Annotated in this window: 15 protein-coding genes; 5 read left to right on the top strand and 10 right to left on the bottom strand. The window is 71.8% G+C overall.

Annotated elements, in window-relative coordinates; translation table 11 throughout:
• Positions 1-5: 5 nt before the first annotated feature.
• From HPY23_RS19080 to HPY23_RS19065, 4 genes are read right to left on the bottom strand one after another with little or no spacing between them, the layout of a single operon-like run.
• On the bottom strand, positions 6-1,682 hold the full coding sequence (locus HPY23_RS19080) for a methyl-accepting chemotaxis protein (RefSeq protein ID WP_060849006.1): 1,677 nt from the start codon (positions 1,680-1,682) through the stop codon (positions 6-8).
• Positions 1,683-1,716: 34 nt separating this feature from the next.
• Entirely contained in the window at positions 1,717-2,310 is a 594-nt protein-coding gene (locus HPY23_RS19075) for a chemotaxis protein CheW (RefSeq protein WP_091888183.1), read from the bottom strand.
• Positions 2,310-3,752 (bottom strand): CheR family methyltransferase, encoded by a 1,443-nt coding sequence (locus tag HPY23_RS19070; RefSeq protein ID WP_091888208.1) that lies wholly within the window; start codon positions 3,750-3,752, stop codon positions 2,310-2,312. Before HPY23_RS19070 ends, HPY23_RS19075 begins: the two co-directional genes overlap by 1 nt.
• An 8-nt stretch (positions 3,753-3,760) precedes the next feature.
• Complete coding sequence (locus tag HPY23_RS19065) at positions 3,761-4,252, bottom strand: chemotaxis protein CheW (protein ID WP_060849008.1); 492 nt, start codon at positions 4,250-4,252, stop codon at positions 3,761-3,763.
• A 236-nt stretch (positions 4,253-4,488) separates the two neighbouring features.
• On the opposite strand from HPY23_RS19065, the gene HPY23_RS19060 reads away from it, so the two are divergent.
• The 5 genes from HPY23_RS19060 (at position 4,489) to ilvN (ending at position 8,950) form a co-directional block, all read left to right on the top strand.
• Positions 4,489-5,163, top strand: coding sequence for an energy-coupling factor ABC transporter ATP-binding protein (locus tag HPY23_RS19060; protein WP_091888185.1), 675 nt, complete (start codon positions 4,489-4,491; stop codon positions 5,161-5,163).
• Positions 5,160-5,819 carry an energy-coupling factor transporter transmembrane component T family protein gene (locus HPY23_RS19055; protein WP_091888187.1) on the top strand — a complete coding sequence of 220 codons (660 nt, stop codon included), beginning with the start codon at positions 5,160-5,162 and terminating at the stop codon, positions 5,817-5,819. Before HPY23_RS19060 ends, HPY23_RS19055 begins: the two co-directional genes overlap by 4 nt.
• Positions 5,806-6,351 carry a biotin transporter BioY gene (locus tag HPY23_RS19050; RefSeq protein WP_060849011.1) on the top strand — a complete coding sequence of 182 codons (546 nt, stop codon included), beginning with the start codon at positions 5,806-5,808 and terminating at the stop codon, positions 6,349-6,351. The genes HPY23_RS19055 and HPY23_RS19050 overlap by 14 nt, the downstream gene beginning before the upstream one ends.
• Before the next feature lie 256 nt (positions 6,352-6,607).
• A complete protein-coding gene (locus HPY23_RS19045; protein WP_091752955.1) occupies positions 6,608-8,386 on the top strand; it encodes an acetolactate synthase 3 large subunit in 1,779 nt (592 codons plus the stop codon).
• Between the two features lie 21 nt (positions 8,387-8,407).
• A complete protein-coding gene (gene ilvN, locus HPY23_RS19040; RefSeq protein WP_060849013.1) occupies positions 8,408-8,950 on the top strand; it encodes an acetolactate synthase small subunit in 543 nt (180 codons plus the stop codon).
• Positions 8,951-9,241: 291 nt separating this feature from the next.
• Here the strand turns inward: ilvN and HPY23_RS19035 are convergent, their stop codons facing one another.
• The 6 genes from HPY23_RS19035 to HPY23_RS19010 all read right to left on the bottom strand — a co-directional run bounded on the left by HPY23_RS19035 (position 9,242) and on the right by HPY23_RS19010 (position 15,820).
• Entirely contained in the window at positions 9,242-9,412 is a 171-nt protein-coding gene (locus HPY23_RS19035) for a hypothetical protein (protein ID WP_175540005.1), read from the bottom strand.
• A gap of 196 nt (positions 9,413-9,608) precedes the next feature.
• A complete protein-coding gene (dps, locus tag HPY23_RS19030) occupies positions 9,609-10,163 on the bottom strand; it encodes a DNA starvation/stationary phase protection protein Dps (RefSeq protein WP_060849014.1) in 555 nt (184 codons plus the stop codon).
• Between the two features lie 197 nt (positions 10,164-10,360).
• The gene (locus tag HPY23_RS19025; RefSeq protein ID WP_091888189.1) at positions 10,361-11,239 is read right to left on the bottom strand and encodes an SDR family oxidoreductase; all 879 of its coding nucleotides are present in this window, start codon (positions 11,237-11,239) and stop codon (positions 10,361-10,363) included.
• Complete coding sequence (locus HPY23_RS19020; protein ID WP_060849016.1) at positions 11,236-12,789, bottom strand: GMC family oxidoreductase; 1,554 nt, start codon at positions 12,787-12,789, stop codon at positions 11,236-11,238. Before HPY23_RS19020 ends, HPY23_RS19025 begins: the two co-directional genes overlap by 4 nt.
• Positions 12,786-14,189 carry an alpha/beta hydrolase gene (locus tag HPY23_RS19015; protein ID WP_091888191.1) on the bottom strand — a complete coding sequence of 468 codons (1,404 nt, stop codon included), beginning with the start codon at positions 14,187-14,189 and terminating at the stop codon, positions 12,786-12,788. Before HPY23_RS19015 ends, HPY23_RS19020 begins: the two co-directional genes overlap by 4 nt.
• Positions 14,190-14,548: 359 nt before the next feature.
• Entirely contained in the window at positions 14,549-15,820 is a 1,272-nt protein-coding gene (locus tag HPY23_RS19010; RefSeq protein WP_091888193.1) for an aspartate aminotransferase type Ic, read from the bottom strand.
• Positions 15,821-15,933: the final 113 nt, after the last annotated feature.

Here is a 15,933-nt window from a genome sequence, read left to right as displayed (position 1 = left end):
GCGCGTCAGAGCCGGTAACGCTCGGCGAGCGCCAGGAGGGCGCTGGCGAGTTCACTCAGGTTGGCGGCCGCGGCCTCGACCTGGCGGGTGCCGGCGGCGGTCTGCTGGCTCGCCTGGCGGATGTTCTGGAGCGCGCCCATCACCTGCTCGATGCCGAGCTGCTGCTGGTTGGTCGAGGCGACGATCTGCTGGAAGGTCTGCACGCTCTCCTGCACCCGGGCGGTGATCTCCTCGATCGTCGCGTGGGTGGTGTCGGTGCGCTCCTTGCCCACCGCCACGCGCTTGACCGCCTCCTCCGTCAGCATCACCGAGGCGTTGATGCCGCGCTGGATGTCGCCGAGGATCGCCCGCACCTGGCCGGTCGCCTCCTTGGCCTGGTCGGCGAGCGCCTTCATCTCGGAGGCCACCACCGCGAAGCTGCGCCCGCTCTCGCCGGCCGCCGCCGCCTCGATGGCGGCGTTGAGCGCGAGCAGATGCGTGCGCTCCGAGACGTCGTTGACGGTGGCGATGATCTCGCCGATGGCCTGCGTCTTCTCGCTCAGCGCCACGATGTTCTCGGCCACCGCCTCGCTCTGCTCGCGGATCGCATCCATGGCGCGCGCCGTCTCGTCGACGGCGCGAAGCCCTGCGCTCGACGTCTGAGCCGTGGCCTGGGCGGTGGCGATGACCTCCTGGGCCCGCTTGCCGATCTGGGCGCCCGCATGGGTGATCTCGTCGACGGTGGCGGCGGTCTCCTGCACGGCGGCGAACTGCTCCTCGACGCTCGCCGCCTGCTCCTGGGCCGAGGCGCGGATCTCGGCCGCCGCCGCGTTGAGGTTCGAGGTCGAGGCGCGGTTCTGGCTGGCGAGCTGGCGCAGGCCCTCGACCATCTGGTTGAGGACGCCCCCCAAGCGCCCGAGCTCGTCGCGGCTGGTCTCGGCGATGCGCCCGGTGAGGTCGCCGCTCCCGACCTTGCCGACGAAGGCCATCACCGCGTCGAGGGGCTGGACCACCGAGCGGCGGATCAGCACCGTGATGACGAGGGCCATGACGACGCAGACGGCGAGCGCCACCAGGGTCGAGAGCCGGCTCTCCTCGTAGATCGCCCCGACCCGGCGCTGCCCGGCGGTGATCGCCCCGTCGAGGGCGTCGCGGGCATTGCCCATGGTGCGCACGAAGTTGTCGCCCGACTGGTCGAGGGCGGTCTCGGCCGCCTGGATGCCCGGCACGTCGTTGGCGTTGAGCGCCTCGAACTGGCGCTCGGTGGCGGTGCGGGTGGTGCGCAATTCGGCGCCGGCCGCGACCAGCAATTCGGCGATGCGCTGCCAGGCGGCGGCGCGGTCGGCCGAGAGCGACTGCGCCCGGTAGTCGTTGGCGGTGGTGATCGCGCCGGCGAGCGCGGTCTCGGCATTCGCCGCGTTGCGCCGCCAGGTCACCGTCGGCTCCTCCTTGGCCGTCGGCTCGCGGCCGAGCGCGCGGAGGTAGTAGCGGGTGGTCGCCTCGTCGCGCAGGTCGCTCATCCGGCGCTGCGCCTCGCGGATGTTCTCGAGCTGGTGCATCACCGTCAGGTCGCGGGTGACGATGATGTCGGTGGCGTTGCGCACCTCGCCGATCTGCCCGACCGCGTAGACGCCGAGCGCCACGATCACCAGGACGACGGCGGAGAAGCCGAGGAGGATGCGGTTCCCGATCGAGAGCGACACGCGGGCTTCCCTGTGGTTGGAATGGCGGGCGGGGTCAGGCCGGCCGGGACGGGCCGGCGGCGAGGAGCGGCGCCAGCAGGGCCGATACGTCGATCACGGCGAACCCCGCGTCGGTTTTGTCCGATTCCCGACGGGAGCCCGTCGGTGCGGCGTCGACATAGCCCGCCACCGCCCGCCTGCCCAGCCCTTCGGCCTCGACCACCGCGTCGGTCACCGCCAGCACCCGCTCGACCCTGAGGCCGATGCGCGGGCCGTCGCGGCGCAGGACGACGACGTGGCCGCCGGCCGCCTCCGGGCGCCCGCCGGCCGGCTGGCCCAGCGCCGTCGCGAGATCGAGAACGCTGACGAGGAGGCCGCCCCGCCCGGTGAGGCCGATCAGCGCCGCGGGCGCCCCCGGCACCGGGGTGCAGGGCCGGAACGGAAACACCTCGGCGACCGCTTCCAGCGGCAGGCCGACCCGCTCGGTGCCGGCGCGGCAGAGCAGCAGCGCCCGGGTCGGGCGCGCCGGTGCCGCCGCGACGCGGGCCGCGAGGGCGCGGGTGCGGGCGTCCAGGATCGCGTCGATCCGGGCGGCGTCGAGGTCGGCCTCGCCGGGCAGGGCCGGGCCGGCGGCGGCGTTCCGCGGCATCAGGCGGCCTCGTCGCCGAGGAGCGGCCGGGCGGCGCCCGACAGCTCGGCGGCGGTGAGCCCGTCGCCCTCCGGCAGGGCCGCGTCGGCGGGCAGGGTCGCGGCGAGCCGCAGGGCGTTGGCCAGCGCGCGACGGCCGGCCTCGGCGCGGCCGGCGGCGACCAGGGTCAGCCCGAGATGGTAATGCGCCATGACGAAGCCCTTATCGAGGTAGAGCGCGCCGCGAAAGGCGCGTTCCGCCTCGTCCGGCCGGGCGCGGGCGCGGGCGAGCAGACCTTCGTAGTAGCGCAGGCGCGGATCGGTCGGGGCCTCGGCCAGAGCCGCCCGGCAGGCCCGCCAGCTCGCCTCGAGGTCGCCGGCATCGGCGAGCGCCCGCACGACGGCGAGGGGCCCTCCCTCGGCGGGCGGCACGGATGGCGGGACGGCGAGGGGCGCGCGGAGCCGGATCGGCGCAGCCCCGACCTCCCGGGCGGCCGACTCCGGCGGCAGCAGCGGCGCCCAGGCCGCCTCCGGGCCCGGGACCGTATCCGGGACCGGGTCCAGACGGGCCGGCGGCGGCAGGTCCGGCACCGCGCCCTCCCCCGGACGCCGGTAGGCGGCGGTGCCCGGGAGCGCGACCGCCTCCAGGAACTCCGCGAAGGCCGGGTTCGGCTCGGCATGGCCGAGGAGCAGCCAGCCGCCGGGCCGCAGGCGCTGCGCCAGGGCCCGCACCAGGGCCTGCACCACGTCCGGATGGAAGTAGATCAGGACGTTGCGGCACAGGATGAGGTCGTAGTCGGTGAGCGCCAGGGAGGCGGTACCGTCGAGCAGGCTCATCAGGTTCTGCGGCTCGAACCGGGCAAGGCCCCGGTATTCCGGCCGCAGCGCGAAGGTGCCCTCCCGCGGCCCGGGCCGGAAGTAGCGCTCGCGCTCCTCGGGCCCGAGGGTGCGCAGGGCCCAGGCGCCGTAGACGGCGCGGCGCGCCACCGCCAGCACGTCGCGGTTGATGTCGGTGCCGGTGAGCCCGATGCGCCAGTCGGGCAGGCGCTCGCCGAGGAGCTCGCGCAGCACGATCGCGACCGAGTGGGTCTCCGGCCCGGTCGAGCAGCCCGCGCTCCAGATCCGCAGGCGCCGCTCGTTGCTGCGCGCCGCGATGCGCTCGGGCAGGATCGTGCCGCGCAGGGCCGCGAACTGCTCGGCGTAGCGGAAGAAGAACGTCTCCCCGATGGTGATCTCGGATTCGAGGGCCGCCCATTCGGCCTCGGATTCCTCCAGCAGCGCGAGGTAGCCGGCGGGATCGGGCACGCCCCGGACGCGCATGCGCCGGCCGACCCGTTCCCACAGGAGATCGTCCTTGTCTGCGTAGTAATGGTGGCCGGTGCGGGCGACGAGGCGCGATTTCAGCGCCGCGAAGGCCGGGTCGGCGGTCGGGGCCGGCCCCGGGATCGGCCGTGCGGTCGGCATGATCCGGCTCAGGCCGCCCACTCGGCGAGGCGCGCCTGCGCCTCCCGGGTCTGCGCCGCCAGGCGGTCGCGCTCCTCGGCGAGCAGGATGCGGTCGACCGAGAGGCCGTGGACCAGCCGGTCGCCGATCCGCATCTCGGCGGCGACGCAGCCGTTCAGCGTCGCCCCGTCGGCTACCGGCCGGACCCGCTCGGGCTCGACCCGGACGAAGTCGGCGACGCGGTCGACCATCAGGGCCAGGGGCGAATCGCCGTGGAGCAGCACCAGGTGGCGGTAGAGCGCCTGGCGGGCCGTGACCGGCCGGCCGAGGCCGAACAGCGCCGCGAGGTCGAGGACCGGCACCGCGGCGCCCGCGAGGTTGAGGAAGCCGGCGAGCGTCGGGGGGGCGCCCGGCGGGCGCCACAGGCGCGGCAGGGGCAGGATCTCCCGCACCGCCCGGCGCGGCAGGGCGCATTCCGTCCCGGCGACATCGACCAGAAGGTAGGCCGTTCCGGTCGTCATCCCGTCCCCCTCGGGCGGACCACACCGCCGCCGCGTCACATAGGGGAGCCCGGCGCGGTTTCCAAACCGCGCGGGCGCCCCTGCCGGCCGGCGCCGGGAATGGCGCGCCGCAGGGCCACGGGGCACCGGCGCTTCGCGGCCCGCGCCCGCATCATTTTCGTCGCCGAGCCGGTGACCCTCGAGGCGAATGATGCTTAAGAGGCGCCCGCCCGGACCGGGGCGGGAGCGGTGGCGTCGTGATCGAGATCAGGCAGGTCGGCCATGCCTTCGGGGAGCGCACCGTCCTGCGCGACCTCACCCTCGACCTGTCGGAGCGGCGCATCGCGGTGGTGGGGGCCAACGGCAGCGGCAAGAGCACCTTCGCGCGCCTGCTCAACGGCCTCCTGGTGCCGAACAGCGGCACCGTGCGGGTCGACGGGCTCGACACGCGCCGCGACGGCAAGGCGGTGCGCCGCAAGGTCGGCTTCGTGTTCCAGAACCCCGACAACCAGATCGTGCTGCCGGTGGTCGCGGAAGACCTCGCCTTCGGGCTGAAGAACCTCGGGCTGCCGAAGGACGAGATCGGCCGGCGCGTCGACGAGGCCCTCGACCGCTACGACCTGCGGCCCTTGCGCGACCACCCGGCCCACCTCCTCAGCGGCGGGCAGAAGCAGCTCCTGGCGATTGCCGGCGTGCTGGCGATGGCGCCCGAGGCGATCGTGTTCGACGAGCCGACGACGCTGCTCGACCTGCGCAACAAGCGCCGGATCGCGCAGGCCATCGACGCCCTGCCGCAGCGCGCGATCGTAGTCTCGCACGACCTCGCCTTCCTGGAGCATTTCGACCGGGTGCTGGTGTTCGAGGACGGCCGGGTCGCGATCGACGACCGCCCCGCGGTCGCCCTGCCGGCCTACGTCGCGATGATGTCGTGACCCCGTACGTCCCGGGGGATAGCCCGGTCCATCGCTGCCCGCCGGGGCGCAAGATCCTCCTGCTCGTCGGTGCCGGCAGCGTGCTGTTCGCATGGCCGCGGCTCGACCTCGCGCTCGCGGCGCTCGGGCTTGCGGGTCTGCTCTACGGGATGGCCGGCATCCCGGCCCGCCTCGTCCTTGACCAATTGCGCCCGCTCGCCTGGATCCTCGCCGTCCTCGTCCTCGTCCAGGTCGCCCTCGACGGCTGGCTCGCCGGGCTTCTGGTGGCGGCCCGCCTCGCCGCGCTCGTGCTGCTCGCCGGCCTCGTGACCCTGACGACCCGCAGCGCCGACCTCATCGAGGCGCTGCAACGCGGCCTCGCCTGGCTGAGGTTTGTCGGGGTCAACCCCGCCAAGGTCGGCCTCGCCATCGCGCTGACCCTGCGGTTCATTCCGGTGCTGGCCGCCATCGCCGCGGAGGTGCGCGAGGCGCAGCGCGCGCGCGGCCTGGAGCGCAGCCTCGTGGCGCTGACCGTCCCGGTCGTGGTGCGGATGCTGAAGATGAGCGACGACATCGCGGCGGCGATCGATGCGCGCTCCTACGACCCGGACGGAACCGACGGCCGCCCCCCCTCCCCTCGAACGAGGCTCTCCAAGGACCCCCATGTCGACCCGTGACATCGTCTTCGTCGCGCTCTTCGCCGCCCTCACGGCCGCGCTCGGCCTGTTCCCGCCCGTGACGCTTCCGGTCGTCGGCGTGCCGATCACCGCGCAGTCGATGGGGGTGATGCTCGCCGGCGCCCTGGCCGGCGCGGTGCGCGGCGGGGCGGCGCTCGCCCTGTTCGTCGTCCTGGTCTGCGCCGGGCTGCCGCTGATGGCGGGCGGGCGCGGCGGGCTCGGCATCGTCATGGGGCCGGGCGGCGGCTTCGTGCTGATGTGGCCGGTCGCCGCCTTCGTGATCGGCTACCTGTACGAGCGCGCCCTGGGCACGCTGACGGTTTGGAAGGAAGTCCTGATCCTCGTGCTCGGCGGCGTCGTGCTCACCTACGCGGTCGGCATCCCGTGGATCGCCGCGGTGGCGCGGGTCGACCTCGCCAAGGCGGCGCTCGGCTCGGCCTGGTTCCTGCCGGGCGACGCCGTGAAGGTGGTGCTCGTCGTGCTGATTGCGCGGGCCGTGCGGCGGGCCTATCCGACGCTCCGGGCCCGCTAGACCCGTACTTTCCGCCGTTGCCGAAACCGGTTGACCCTGCGAGTCGAGGCGCGTAGGGTCCCCGCCACTCTCTCAAGGGCAGGCTTTCTCACAGCATGCGTGCGGTCCTTATTGTAGCGGAAGCGCCACCGACGGGACGGGCTTAACACAGCTCGGCATCCCAAGGGTGGCGCGTGCAAGGGTCCTTCGGGGCCCTTTTTTGTTGCGTAAAACGGACCCGAGAGCGCGGACGAGACCAAGGAACGGGAGCGCGACGATGAGTGCGGGCGAGGTCATGACGGGCGCCGAGATGGTGATCCGGGCGTTTCAGGATCAGGGGGTCGACACCCTGTTCGGCTATCCGGGCGGCGCGGTGCTGCCGATCTACGACGCGCTCTTCCACCAGGAATCCGTGAAGCACATCCTGGTCCGCCACGAGCAGGGCGCGGTCCACGCGGCCGAGGGCTATGCCCGCTCGTCCGGCAAGGTCGGCTGCGTGCTCGTCACCTCGGGGCCGGGCGCTACCAACATCGTCACCGGTCTCACCGACGCGCTGCTCGATTCGATCCCGCTCGTCTGCATCACCGGCCAGGTGCCGACCCACCTGATCGGCTCCGATGCGTTCCAGGAATGCGACACGGTCGGCATCACCCGCAGCTGCACCAAGCACAACTACCTGGTCAAATCGATCGAGGACCTGCCGCGGATCCTGCACGAGGCGTTCTACGTCGCCTCGCACGGCCGGCCCGGCCCGGTGGTCGTCGACCTGCCGAAGGACATCCAGTTCGCGAGCGGCGTCTACCGCCGCCCGGTCGACAACAGCCACAAGACCTACAACCCGCAGACGCAGGGCGACCCTGAGAAGATCCGCGCCGCCGTGGCGCTGATGGCGGGTGCGCGCCGGCCGGTCTTCTATACCGGCGGCGGCGTCATCAACGCGGGGCCCGAGGCCTCCGAGCTGCTGCGCGAGCTCGCCCGCGCCACCGGCTTCCCTGTCACCTCGACGCTGATGGGCTTGGGAGCCTTCCCGGGCTCGGACCCGCAGTTCCTCGGCATGCTCGGCATGCACGGGACCTACGAGGCCAACCTGGCGATGCACGAATGCGACGTCATGATCTGCATCGGCGCGCGCTTCGACGACCGCATCACCGGCCGGCTCGACGCCTTCTCGCCGTTCTCCAAGAAGATCCACGTCGACATCGACGCCTCCTCGATCAACAAGACCGTCAAGGCCGATATCGGCATCGTCGGTGATTGCGGCTCGGTGCTCTCCGACATGCTGCGCGAGTGGCGCGCGATCACGCCGGAGCCCGATCAGGGCCGCCTGACCGAGTGGCTGTCGAAGATCCGCGGCTGGAAGGCGCGGGAATGCCTCGGCTACTGGCCGTCGGGCACCACCATCAAGCCGCAATACGCGGTCCAGCGCCTCTACGAGGCGACCAAGGACCGCGAGACCTACGTCACCACGGAGGTCGGCCAGCACCAGATGTGGGCGGCCCAGTACTACAAGTTCGACGAGCCGAACCGCTGGATGACCTCCGGGGGCCTCGGCACCATGGGCTACGGCCTGCCGGCGGCGATCGGCGCCCAGCTGGCGCATCGCGGCGCGCTGGTGATCGACATCGCCGGCGAAGCCTCGATCCAGATGAACATCCAGGAGATGTCGACCGCCGTGCAGTACCGCCTGCCGGTCAAGATCTTCATCCTGAACAACGAGTACATGGGCATGGTGCGCCAGTGGCAGCAATTGCTGCACGGCTCGCGCTACTCCGAGAGCTACTCCGAGAGCCTGCCCGACTTCGTCAAGCTGGCCGAGGCCTACGGCGCCAAGGGCATCCGCTGCTCCGATCCCGGCAGCCTCGATGCGGCGATCGCCGAGATGCTGGACTACGACGGCCCGGTGATCTTCGACTGCATCGTCGACAAGACCGAGAACTGCTTCCCGATGATCCCGTCGGGCAAGGCGCACAACGAGATGCTTCTCTCGGACTACCTCGGCGAGACCGGGGCGGATCTGGGCGACGTCATCTCGGACGAAGGCAAGATGCTGGTCTGATCGGGCGAGGGTTTGAGGACGATGAACGCCATGAACACCCACTACCCTGATCCGGTCCGCGTCGAGCCGGTGAACCGCCACACCCTGGCGGTCATCGTCGACAACGAGCCCGGCGTGCTCGCCCGCATCGCCGGCCTGTTCTCGGGCCGCGGCTACAACATCGAGAGCCTGACGGTCTCGGAGACCGAGCACGCCCGGCACATCTCGCGCATCACCATCGTGACGGCCGGCACCAACGCGGTGATCGATCAGATCAAGGCGCAGCTCGACCGGCTGGTGCCGGTGCACCGGGTGGTCGACCTGACGCTCCAGGGCGACTCGCTCGAGCGGGAGCTGGCGCTGGTGAAGGTCGCCGGCAAGGGCGACCACCGGGTCGAGGCGATGCGGCTCGCCGCCGCTTTCGGTGCCCGCACCCTCGACGCGACGCTGAACTCGTTCGTGTTCGAGCTGACCGGCTCGACGGAGGAGATCGACCGCTTCGTCAAGCTGATGGCGTCGGTGGGGCTGGTCGAGGTCTCGCGCACCGGCGTCGCCGCCATGGGGCGCGGCGCGGAGCCGATGTAACGCTTAGCTACTCGGCGGGCGGGGTTCCGGTGCGCCCCGCCCGGCCGTATTTCTTCTCGAAACGGTGAACGGCGTACCAAGTAAATTTTTTAGCTCAAGACTTGAGAGAGGCTGGGTCATCCCACCCTTCTGCCTCATCCTGATGTGCCGCGTAGCGGCCTCGAAGGAGGGTTCCAGGGATCTCGGCGAATTCTGGAGCCCTCCTTTGAGGTCAGTCGATCTTGGATCGACTAACACCTCAGGATGAGGCAGAAGGCAGGATATCTCCTGTTTATATTTATTTTTGAGAATTCAAACCAGCGCAAATTTGCTAGCCAACGCTGCGATGCCGGCTGTGCCAGCGACGGCCATTGCAATGGCGTTCACGTAGGCTGTCGACAGCTTGATATGTTCGTTCAGGCGCTTCGCCGTGTGCTTGCGGTGCGCAGCGATCTCCGTTGCATCGGGCGTCGCCTCGGTCACGCGAATGGCCTCATCGCTTCATGATCTGGCGCAATCGAACGCCCCTCCACCGTCGATGTCCGTCTCCACGCATAAAAATGCCTCCCCCGAGGCGGGGGAGGCAGGCCACGCTCGAATAGTTCAGCGTGGGTGGACAAATGTCGAACTCAGAGCCGGGGGCCGTCTCAATCGCGAGCCCCGGCGACCGAAAGCCCGCTCAGCGCGCGCCCTTGCCGTCCCCGTCACGCATCGCGCCGGTCGGCTCCTGGACGTGGGCCTCGAGGAACCACAGCTGCTTGTCGACCGCGCGGGAGACCTCGGTGAACAGGTCGGCGGTGCCGGCATCGCCCGCCTCGTCGGTCTGGTCGATGTTCTCGCGCACGGCGTTCGCGTAGGCCGCGTAGCGATCGATCAGGGCCGAGAGGTGGTCGGCGATGGCGTAGACGTCGGTCGGATAGGGAGCGAGCTTCGAGGAGGCGGCGACCACCGAGGCGGTGCCGAGCGCGGTGGCACCGAGCTGCACGGCCCGCTCCGCGACCTTGTCGTTGAGGTCGTCGATCTCGGTGCGGAACCCGTCGAGCATCTCGTGGATGCCGATGAATTGCGGGCCCTTCAGGTTCCAGTGCGCCTGCTTGATGTTGAGCGCCAAGTCGATGCCGTCGGCGAGGCGCGCGTTCAGGGTCTCGATCGAGACGCGCTTGGCGTTCGAGTCGGTGTCGTTGCGGGTACGGTGCTGGCGCGGCTCGCCGGCCTTGCCCTTGGAATCCGCCATGTCGGTTACTCCGTAGATTTCCCGCAACAACGGGGCCGGGGAGCGGCCGTTCCGATGCTGCGGCGAGGTTTCGTGTCCCATCCCGGTCTTTTCGAGCGGGCCGGGCGGACGGTCCCGAAACGGGTCCGTCCTTTGGAAAAAAAATTAGGGCGGGGTATCCGGCCGGACACCCCGCCGGGCGAAACCCTGACCTTCCGTCAGAGCATCGGCTGGCCACCGGTGACGGGCACGAGCGCGCCGGTCATGTAGCTGCCCTCCCGCGAGGCCAGCAGCACGTAGGCCGGGGCCAGCTCCGCCGGCTGGCCGGCCCGACCGAGGGGCGTGTCGGCGCCGAGCTGCTCCATCTGCTCGGGCTTCTTCACGATCGGCTGGATCGGCGTCCAGACCGGGCCGGGGGCGACGCAATTGACCCGGATACCCTTCGGGGCGAGCAGGTTCGACAGCCCGACGGTCAGGGTGCTGATCGCCCCCTTGGTGGCGGCGTAGACCAGCATGCTCGCATCCGCGACCTTGGCCTGCTGGCTGGTCGAGTTCACGATCGCCGAACCCGGCCGCATGTGCGGCACCGCTTCCTGCGCCAGGTAGATCATCGCGAAGACGTTGGCGCGGAACGAGCCCTCGACGTCGTGGGCGGTGACGTCGTCGAGGCCCTCGTTCACCACCTGCGCGGCGGCGTTGTTGACGAGCACGTCGATGCGGCCGAACTCAGCCACGGTCTTCTGCACGATCGCCCGGCAATGCGCCTCGTCGCGCAGGTCGCCCGGCAGGAGCAGGCAGCGCCGGCCGGCCTTCTCGACCCAGGCCTTGGTCTCCTGCGCGTCCTCCTCCTCGGAGTCGAGGTAGGAGATCGCCAGGTGGGCGCCCTCGCGGGCATACGCGATGGCGACCGCCCGGCCGATGCCGGAATCGCCCCCGGTGACGAGCGCGATCCTGTCGGTCAGCAGGCCCTTGCCGACGTAGCTCTCCTCGCCGTGGTCCGGGGCCGGGTCCATCGGGCCGGTGAGGCCGGGGCGCGGTTGCTGCTGCGCGCCCGGGAAGGGCGGCCGGGGATAGGCCGTGCGGGGATCGTCGCTCATCGGGGGCCTTTCAGGAACGCGCCGGCGGTGCGCAGCGAGAGCGCCATGATGGTGAGCGCCGGATTGGCCGCGAGCGAGCTCGGGAAGACCGACCCGTCGCAGATCCAGAGGTTCTCGACCTCGTGGCTGCGCCCCTCGACATCGACCACCGAGGTGTCCGGGTTCCGTCCCATCCGGCAGGTGCCGAGCGTGTGGGCGACGCGCTCCAGGACCCAGATGTCCGTCGCGCCCGCCGCCTCCCAGATCTCGCGCATCACCTTCGTGGCGTGGGCGTTGAGGCGGTCCTCGTTCGAGCCGTAGCCGAAATCGATCCGCGCCTTGCGCATCCCGATCGCGTCGGTCTCGTCCGAGAGCGTCAAGATATTCGCGTCGCACGGCAGGGTCTCGCCGTTGATGCCGATGCCGGCGACGCGGTTGTACCGCTTCAAGTAGTCGGTGAGCGCCGTGCCCCACAGGCCGCGGCCGCGGGCGACGGAGTTGGCCCAGGTCAGCGGCTCGACGCCGAGGCTCTGGACCAGGTAGCCGCCGGCAAAGTCCGCGCCTTCAGGCCGGGTGTAATCCTCGGTGATGAGCGAGGACGGGTAGCCCCGGTTCATTCCGACCTCGTCGGCGAAGGTGCCCCAGACCTGCGTGGCGACGTGGCCGATGTAGTTCCGCCCGACCTGGCCGCTGCCGGTGGCGAGCCCGAGATGGAGCAGGAGGCGGGGCGTCTCGACGGCGCCGGCGCACAGGATCAGGTGGGCGCAACGCTGGCGGTGATCGCGGCCGCCGCTGCGGTAGATCACGGCCGTGATCCGCCCGGCCTTGTCGCGCTCGACCCCGTGCACACGAGCCTCGGCGCGGATCTCGGCGCCCCGTGCCACCGCCAGCGGCAGGTAGGTCACGTCCATGCTGGCCTTGGCGCGGGTGCGGCAGCCCTGGTGGCAAAAGCCGCAATTGATGCAGGCCTTGCGCTCCGGCACCGACGGATCGACGGTGAAGTCGCGCGAGACCACCGCCGCCGGCGCGTCGGTCGCGGTGATGCCGAGGCGGTCGCACGCCGCCGCCATCAGCTGGGCCGGCCCGTTGCGCAGGACCGGCGGCAGCGGGAAGCGACGGGCCTCGTCCCATGGGTAGGGCGTCGGACCCGACGTGCCGATGAAGGCCTCGACCCGGTCGTAGAACGGCACCAGCTCGGCGTGGTCGATCGGCCAGTCGCAGCCCTCGCCGCTCTCGGTGTTGAGGCGGAAATCGCGCGGATCGGCCCGGGGCACGAAGGCGCCCCAGTGCAGGGTCGAGCCGCCGACGCCGGTGCCGCTGTTGTTGCCCCCGAAGGCCTCCGGGGTCGAGCCGCCGCTCAGGCGCTCCTCGGTCCAGTAGATCTCGTCGGCCAGCGTCTCGTCGAAGCCGTACCCGGCCGGATCGAAGTTCGGCCCGGCCTCCAGGGCCACGACCTTGAGGCCGGCTGCCGCCAGCTCGGCCAGCAGCGGCCCGCCGCCCGCCCCGGTGCCGACCACCACGACGTCGACGACCTCGTCGGTGCTGTAGCGCTTCTGCCCCGAGAGGTTCATCGGGCGTCTCCCACGGTGTCGAGGATCGGGGCTTCCCAGGGTTCGCGCGCGTTCAGGCCAGTCAGGCGGTAGCCCGGCAGGGCCTCGGCCTCGTCGCCCCCGGCACCGATGCCGGTGAAGCCGATCGCCGCGAGGCCGGCCGGATGGGCGAGGAAGGTGCGCACCGCCTCGCCCCGCAATTCCTCGAACCAGCAGGTCATCAGGTCGGGTGCGAGCCCGCCGGGGCTCTCGGGCAGGCGCCCGGCCGCAGCAGCCTCGAGGAGACCATCCCGGTCGGTGTCGTCGAGGTCGGCGAAGGCGCGGCCATGGGCGGCGCGGGCGGCGGCGTCGAGGCTGCGGAGCGCCCGCTCGTAGGCCTCCGCGTCCGGCGGCAGGGCGGCGAAGCGCCAGCCGTCGCCGGCGCCGGAGGCCAGCCGCGCGTCGATGCGGCGGGCGAGGTCGATCTTCCCCGCACCCGCCTGCGGCAGCACCCGGTCGAGGCAGGCGGCGAGCGTCGCGCGGGCCTCCGCGCTCAAGCAGAACGGGCCGTCGGGCTCGCGCATCCGCTCGCGCAGCGTCGTGCGCAGGCGGGTGTTGACCCGCTCCGAACCGATCAGGGCCGCGAAGGCCGGCGGCAGGGTCGGGGCCTCGGCGGTCTCCGGCGGCGCCGCCAGGAAGTCGCGGATCAGCCCGGCCATCTCGTCCGGCCGCTCGAGCGGCAGCAGGTGACCGGCGCCGAGCGCTACGACGTGACGGTGGCGGGCGAGGTGGGGCAGGGTCAGGGCGGCCTGCGCCTCCGGCCCGAGGTCGCCGTCCTGTGCCCCGCTCACCACCAGCGCCGGAATGCGAAGGGTGCCGATGCGCTCGCGCCAATCCTCGTTGGCGCCGCCCGCGAGCCAGGCTTTCCAGGCCTGCGGGTTGGCGCGCAGCACGTCCTCGACCGTTCGGGCGTGGTCCTCGGGAGAGAGCGGCGCGCCGACATTCGCCGACACGAAAGCCTCGGCCTCCCGCCGGCGGGTCTCCGGGTCGGCGTCGATCCAGGCGATCATCGCCCGGCGGCGCTCCTCCGCCATCGGCTCAGGGCATGGCGGCGAGCCGGCGAGCAGGACCAGCCCGGCGAGACCCGCGAGGGTGGGGTCGCCGTCCTCGTGGCGGCGGGCGAGCGCCAGGGCGACCTTCGCCCCCATGCTGTTGCCGGCGACGAGCCAGGGCCCGGACGGGCCCTCGGCCATGATGCGGGCGGCGACGTGGTCGGCCATGGCGGCGACGTCGCCGCCGGGATGGTCGGCCGCGTCGCCGAAGCCCGGCAGGTCGACGGCGACGCAGCGCGCGTGAGGCCCGAGACGCTCGGCGAGGGGGCGCCATTCACGGGCGCTGCCTCCGAGGAAGTGCAGGCAGAAGAGGACGGGTTCGTCAATCATGCCGGCGACATCGCGCGGTGCTGCGCTGCGTCAACGGCGCGCCGCCCGCGGCGCCTTGCAGCACCCCGGGATGCTATGTCGAGTATTGAACGTACGAGTCGGCAGCTACGGCGGAGTGTCGTCGGCACCCCGGGCGGGGCGTGAAACCGTCAGCCTGCAGCGTCACCATCGGCGTCGATTTGACGCTCGGTTCGAGATACCGAAGCGAGACGCGTCCCGTGCCGTCACGATCGGCCGTGGCCCCGTATACCGGGCAGCCCGCCCGGCGGCACGCGCCGCCGGTCGAGCCATCGGTTCCGACGGACAACGGCGCAAAGCCGCTTGCCCGCTGGTGCGCGGTGGAGATCCGGCGCGGCCGCTTACGCCGCCACCTGCCCGCTGCCCCCGGCCTCGCGGCTCTCGGCCGCCGCCAGGAGCACGCAGACCGCCACCACCTCGGCCGCGGCCTCGACCTCGGCGGGCTTCGGATAGGACGGGGCGAGGCGCAGCAGCTTGTCCTGCGGGTCGCGGCCGTAGGGATGGGTGGCGCCGGCCGGCGTCAGCGCGAGGCCGCAGGCGGCGGCGAGCTTGACCACCCGGGTGGCGCAGCCCTCCGGCACCTCGAGCAGGATGAAGTAGCCGCCCTCCGGCTCGCTCCAGCGCGCGACGCCGGTGCCGCCGAGGTGCCGGGCCAGGGTCTCGGTGACGGCCTTGAACTTCGGCGCCAGCAGGCGGCGGTGGCCGTCCATCAGCGCGTCGAGCCCGCCCTGGTCGCGCAGGAAGCGGACGTGGCGCAGCTGGTTGAGCTTGTCCGGCCCGATGCTGCGCTTGCCGGCATTGGCGAGGTACCAGCGGATGTTGCCCTCCGAGGAGGCCAGCATCGCCAGGCCCGCGCCGGCGAGCGTCACCTTCGAGGTCGACGCGAAGACGATCGCCCGGTCCGGGTTGCCGGCCTCCGCGCAAGCGTCGAGGACGTTGCGCAGGGTCGGGCGGCGCTCGGTCAGGTGGTGCAGCGCGTAGGCGTTGTCCCAAAAGAGCCGGAAGTCCGGCGCGCCGGTCTCCATCCGGGCGAGGCGCTCGACGGTGGCGTCGGAATAGGTCTCGCCACCGGGGTTCGAGTATTGCGGCACCGCCCACATCCCCTTCACCCGGGGATCGCGGACCTCGCGCTCGACCATCTCCATGTCGGGACCGTCGGCGGTCATCGGCACCGGGATCATGCCGATGCCGTAGGTCTCGCACAGGGCGAAGTGGCGGTCGTAGCCGGGTACCGGGCAGAGGAAGCGGATCTCCTCCTCCTTGGCCCACGGCCTCGTCCCGCCGGGCACGCCCTTCAGGAGCGCGTAGGCGATGCAATCGTGCATGAGCGCGAGGCTCGAATTGTTGCCGACGGCGATCCGGTCGGGCGACGCCCCGAGCACCGGCGCGAACAGGGCCCGCACCTCGGCCAGTCCCTGCACGCCGCCGTAATTGCGGGCGTCCTCGCCGCTCTCGGTGCGGTGGTCGCGGTTGCCCGGCAGGGTGAACAGGTCGTCGGACAGGTCGAGCTGCTCGGGAGCCGGCTTGCCCCGGGTCATGTCGAGCTTGAGGCCGCGCCCCTGCAGGTCGGCGTAACGGGCCTGGAGGTCGGCAAGCGCAGGAATGGCGGTCATGGTCGGACGTTCGCTGGTGGACGGAGAGGCGCGTCACCTTTGCGCCTCCCGCCCGCGGGAATCCAGCATTTTGCCGACAGAGCTCCCCTGCGGCATGCTCCGGCCGACGAGGC

Origin of the sequence: Methylobacterium ajmalii (assembly GCF_016613415.1) — a bacterium.
Classification (GTDB): domain Bacteria; phylum Pseudomonadota; class Alphaproteobacteria; order Rhizobiales; family Beijerinckiaceae; genus Methylobacterium; species Methylobacterium ajmalii.
The sequence above is the reverse complement of the archived record's forward strand: the minus strand, read 5'-3'. Positions and strand labels throughout refer to the sequence as shown.

Excerpts from the sequence above, each read along its gene's own strand:
- HPY23_RS19075 (WP_091888183.1), bottom strand. The coding sequence starts at position 2,310 with ATGCCGCGGAACGCCGCCGCCGGCCCGGCCCTGCCCGGCGAGGCCGAC.
- HPY23_RS19070 (WP_091888208.1), bottom strand. The coding sequence starts at position 3,752 with ATGCCGACCGCACGGCCGATCCCGGGGCCGGCCCCGACCGCCGACCCG.
- HPY23_RS19065 (WP_060849008.1), bottom strand. The coding sequence starts at position 4,252 with ATGACGACCGGAACGGCCTACCTTCTGGTCGATGTCGCCGGGACGGAA.
- HPY23_RS19050 (WP_060849011.1), top strand. The coding sequence starts at position 5,806 with ATGTCGACCCGTGACATCGTCTTCGTCGCGCTCTTCGCCGCCCTCACG.
- HPY23_RS19045 (WP_091752955.1), top strand. The coding sequence starts at position 6,608 with ATGAGTGCGGGCGAGGTCATGACGGGCGCCGAGATGGTGATCCGGGCG.
- ilvN (WP_060849013.1), top strand. The coding sequence starts at position 8,408 with ATGAACGCCATGAACACCCACTACCCTGATCCGGTCCGCGTCGAGCCG.
- dps (WP_060849014.1), bottom strand. The coding sequence starts at position 10,163 with ATGGCGGATTCCAAGGGCAAGGCCGGCGAGCCGCGCCAGCACCGTACC.
- HPY23_RS19025 (WP_091888189.1), bottom strand. The coding sequence starts at position 11,239 with ATGAGCGACGATCCCCGCACGGCCTATCCCCGGCCGCCCTTCCCGGGC.
- HPY23_RS19020 (WP_060849016.1), bottom strand. The coding sequence starts at position 12,789 with ATGAACCTCTCGGGGCAGAAGCGCTACAGCACCGACGAGGTCGTCGAC.
- HPY23_RS19015 (WP_091888191.1), bottom strand. The coding sequence starts at position 14,189 with ATGATTGACGAACCCGTCCTCTTCTGCCTGCACTTCCTCGGAGGCAGC.
- HPY23_RS19010 (WP_091888193.1), bottom strand. The coding sequence starts at position 15,820 with ATGACCGCCATTCCTGCGCTTGCCGACCTCCAGGCCCGTTACGCCGAC.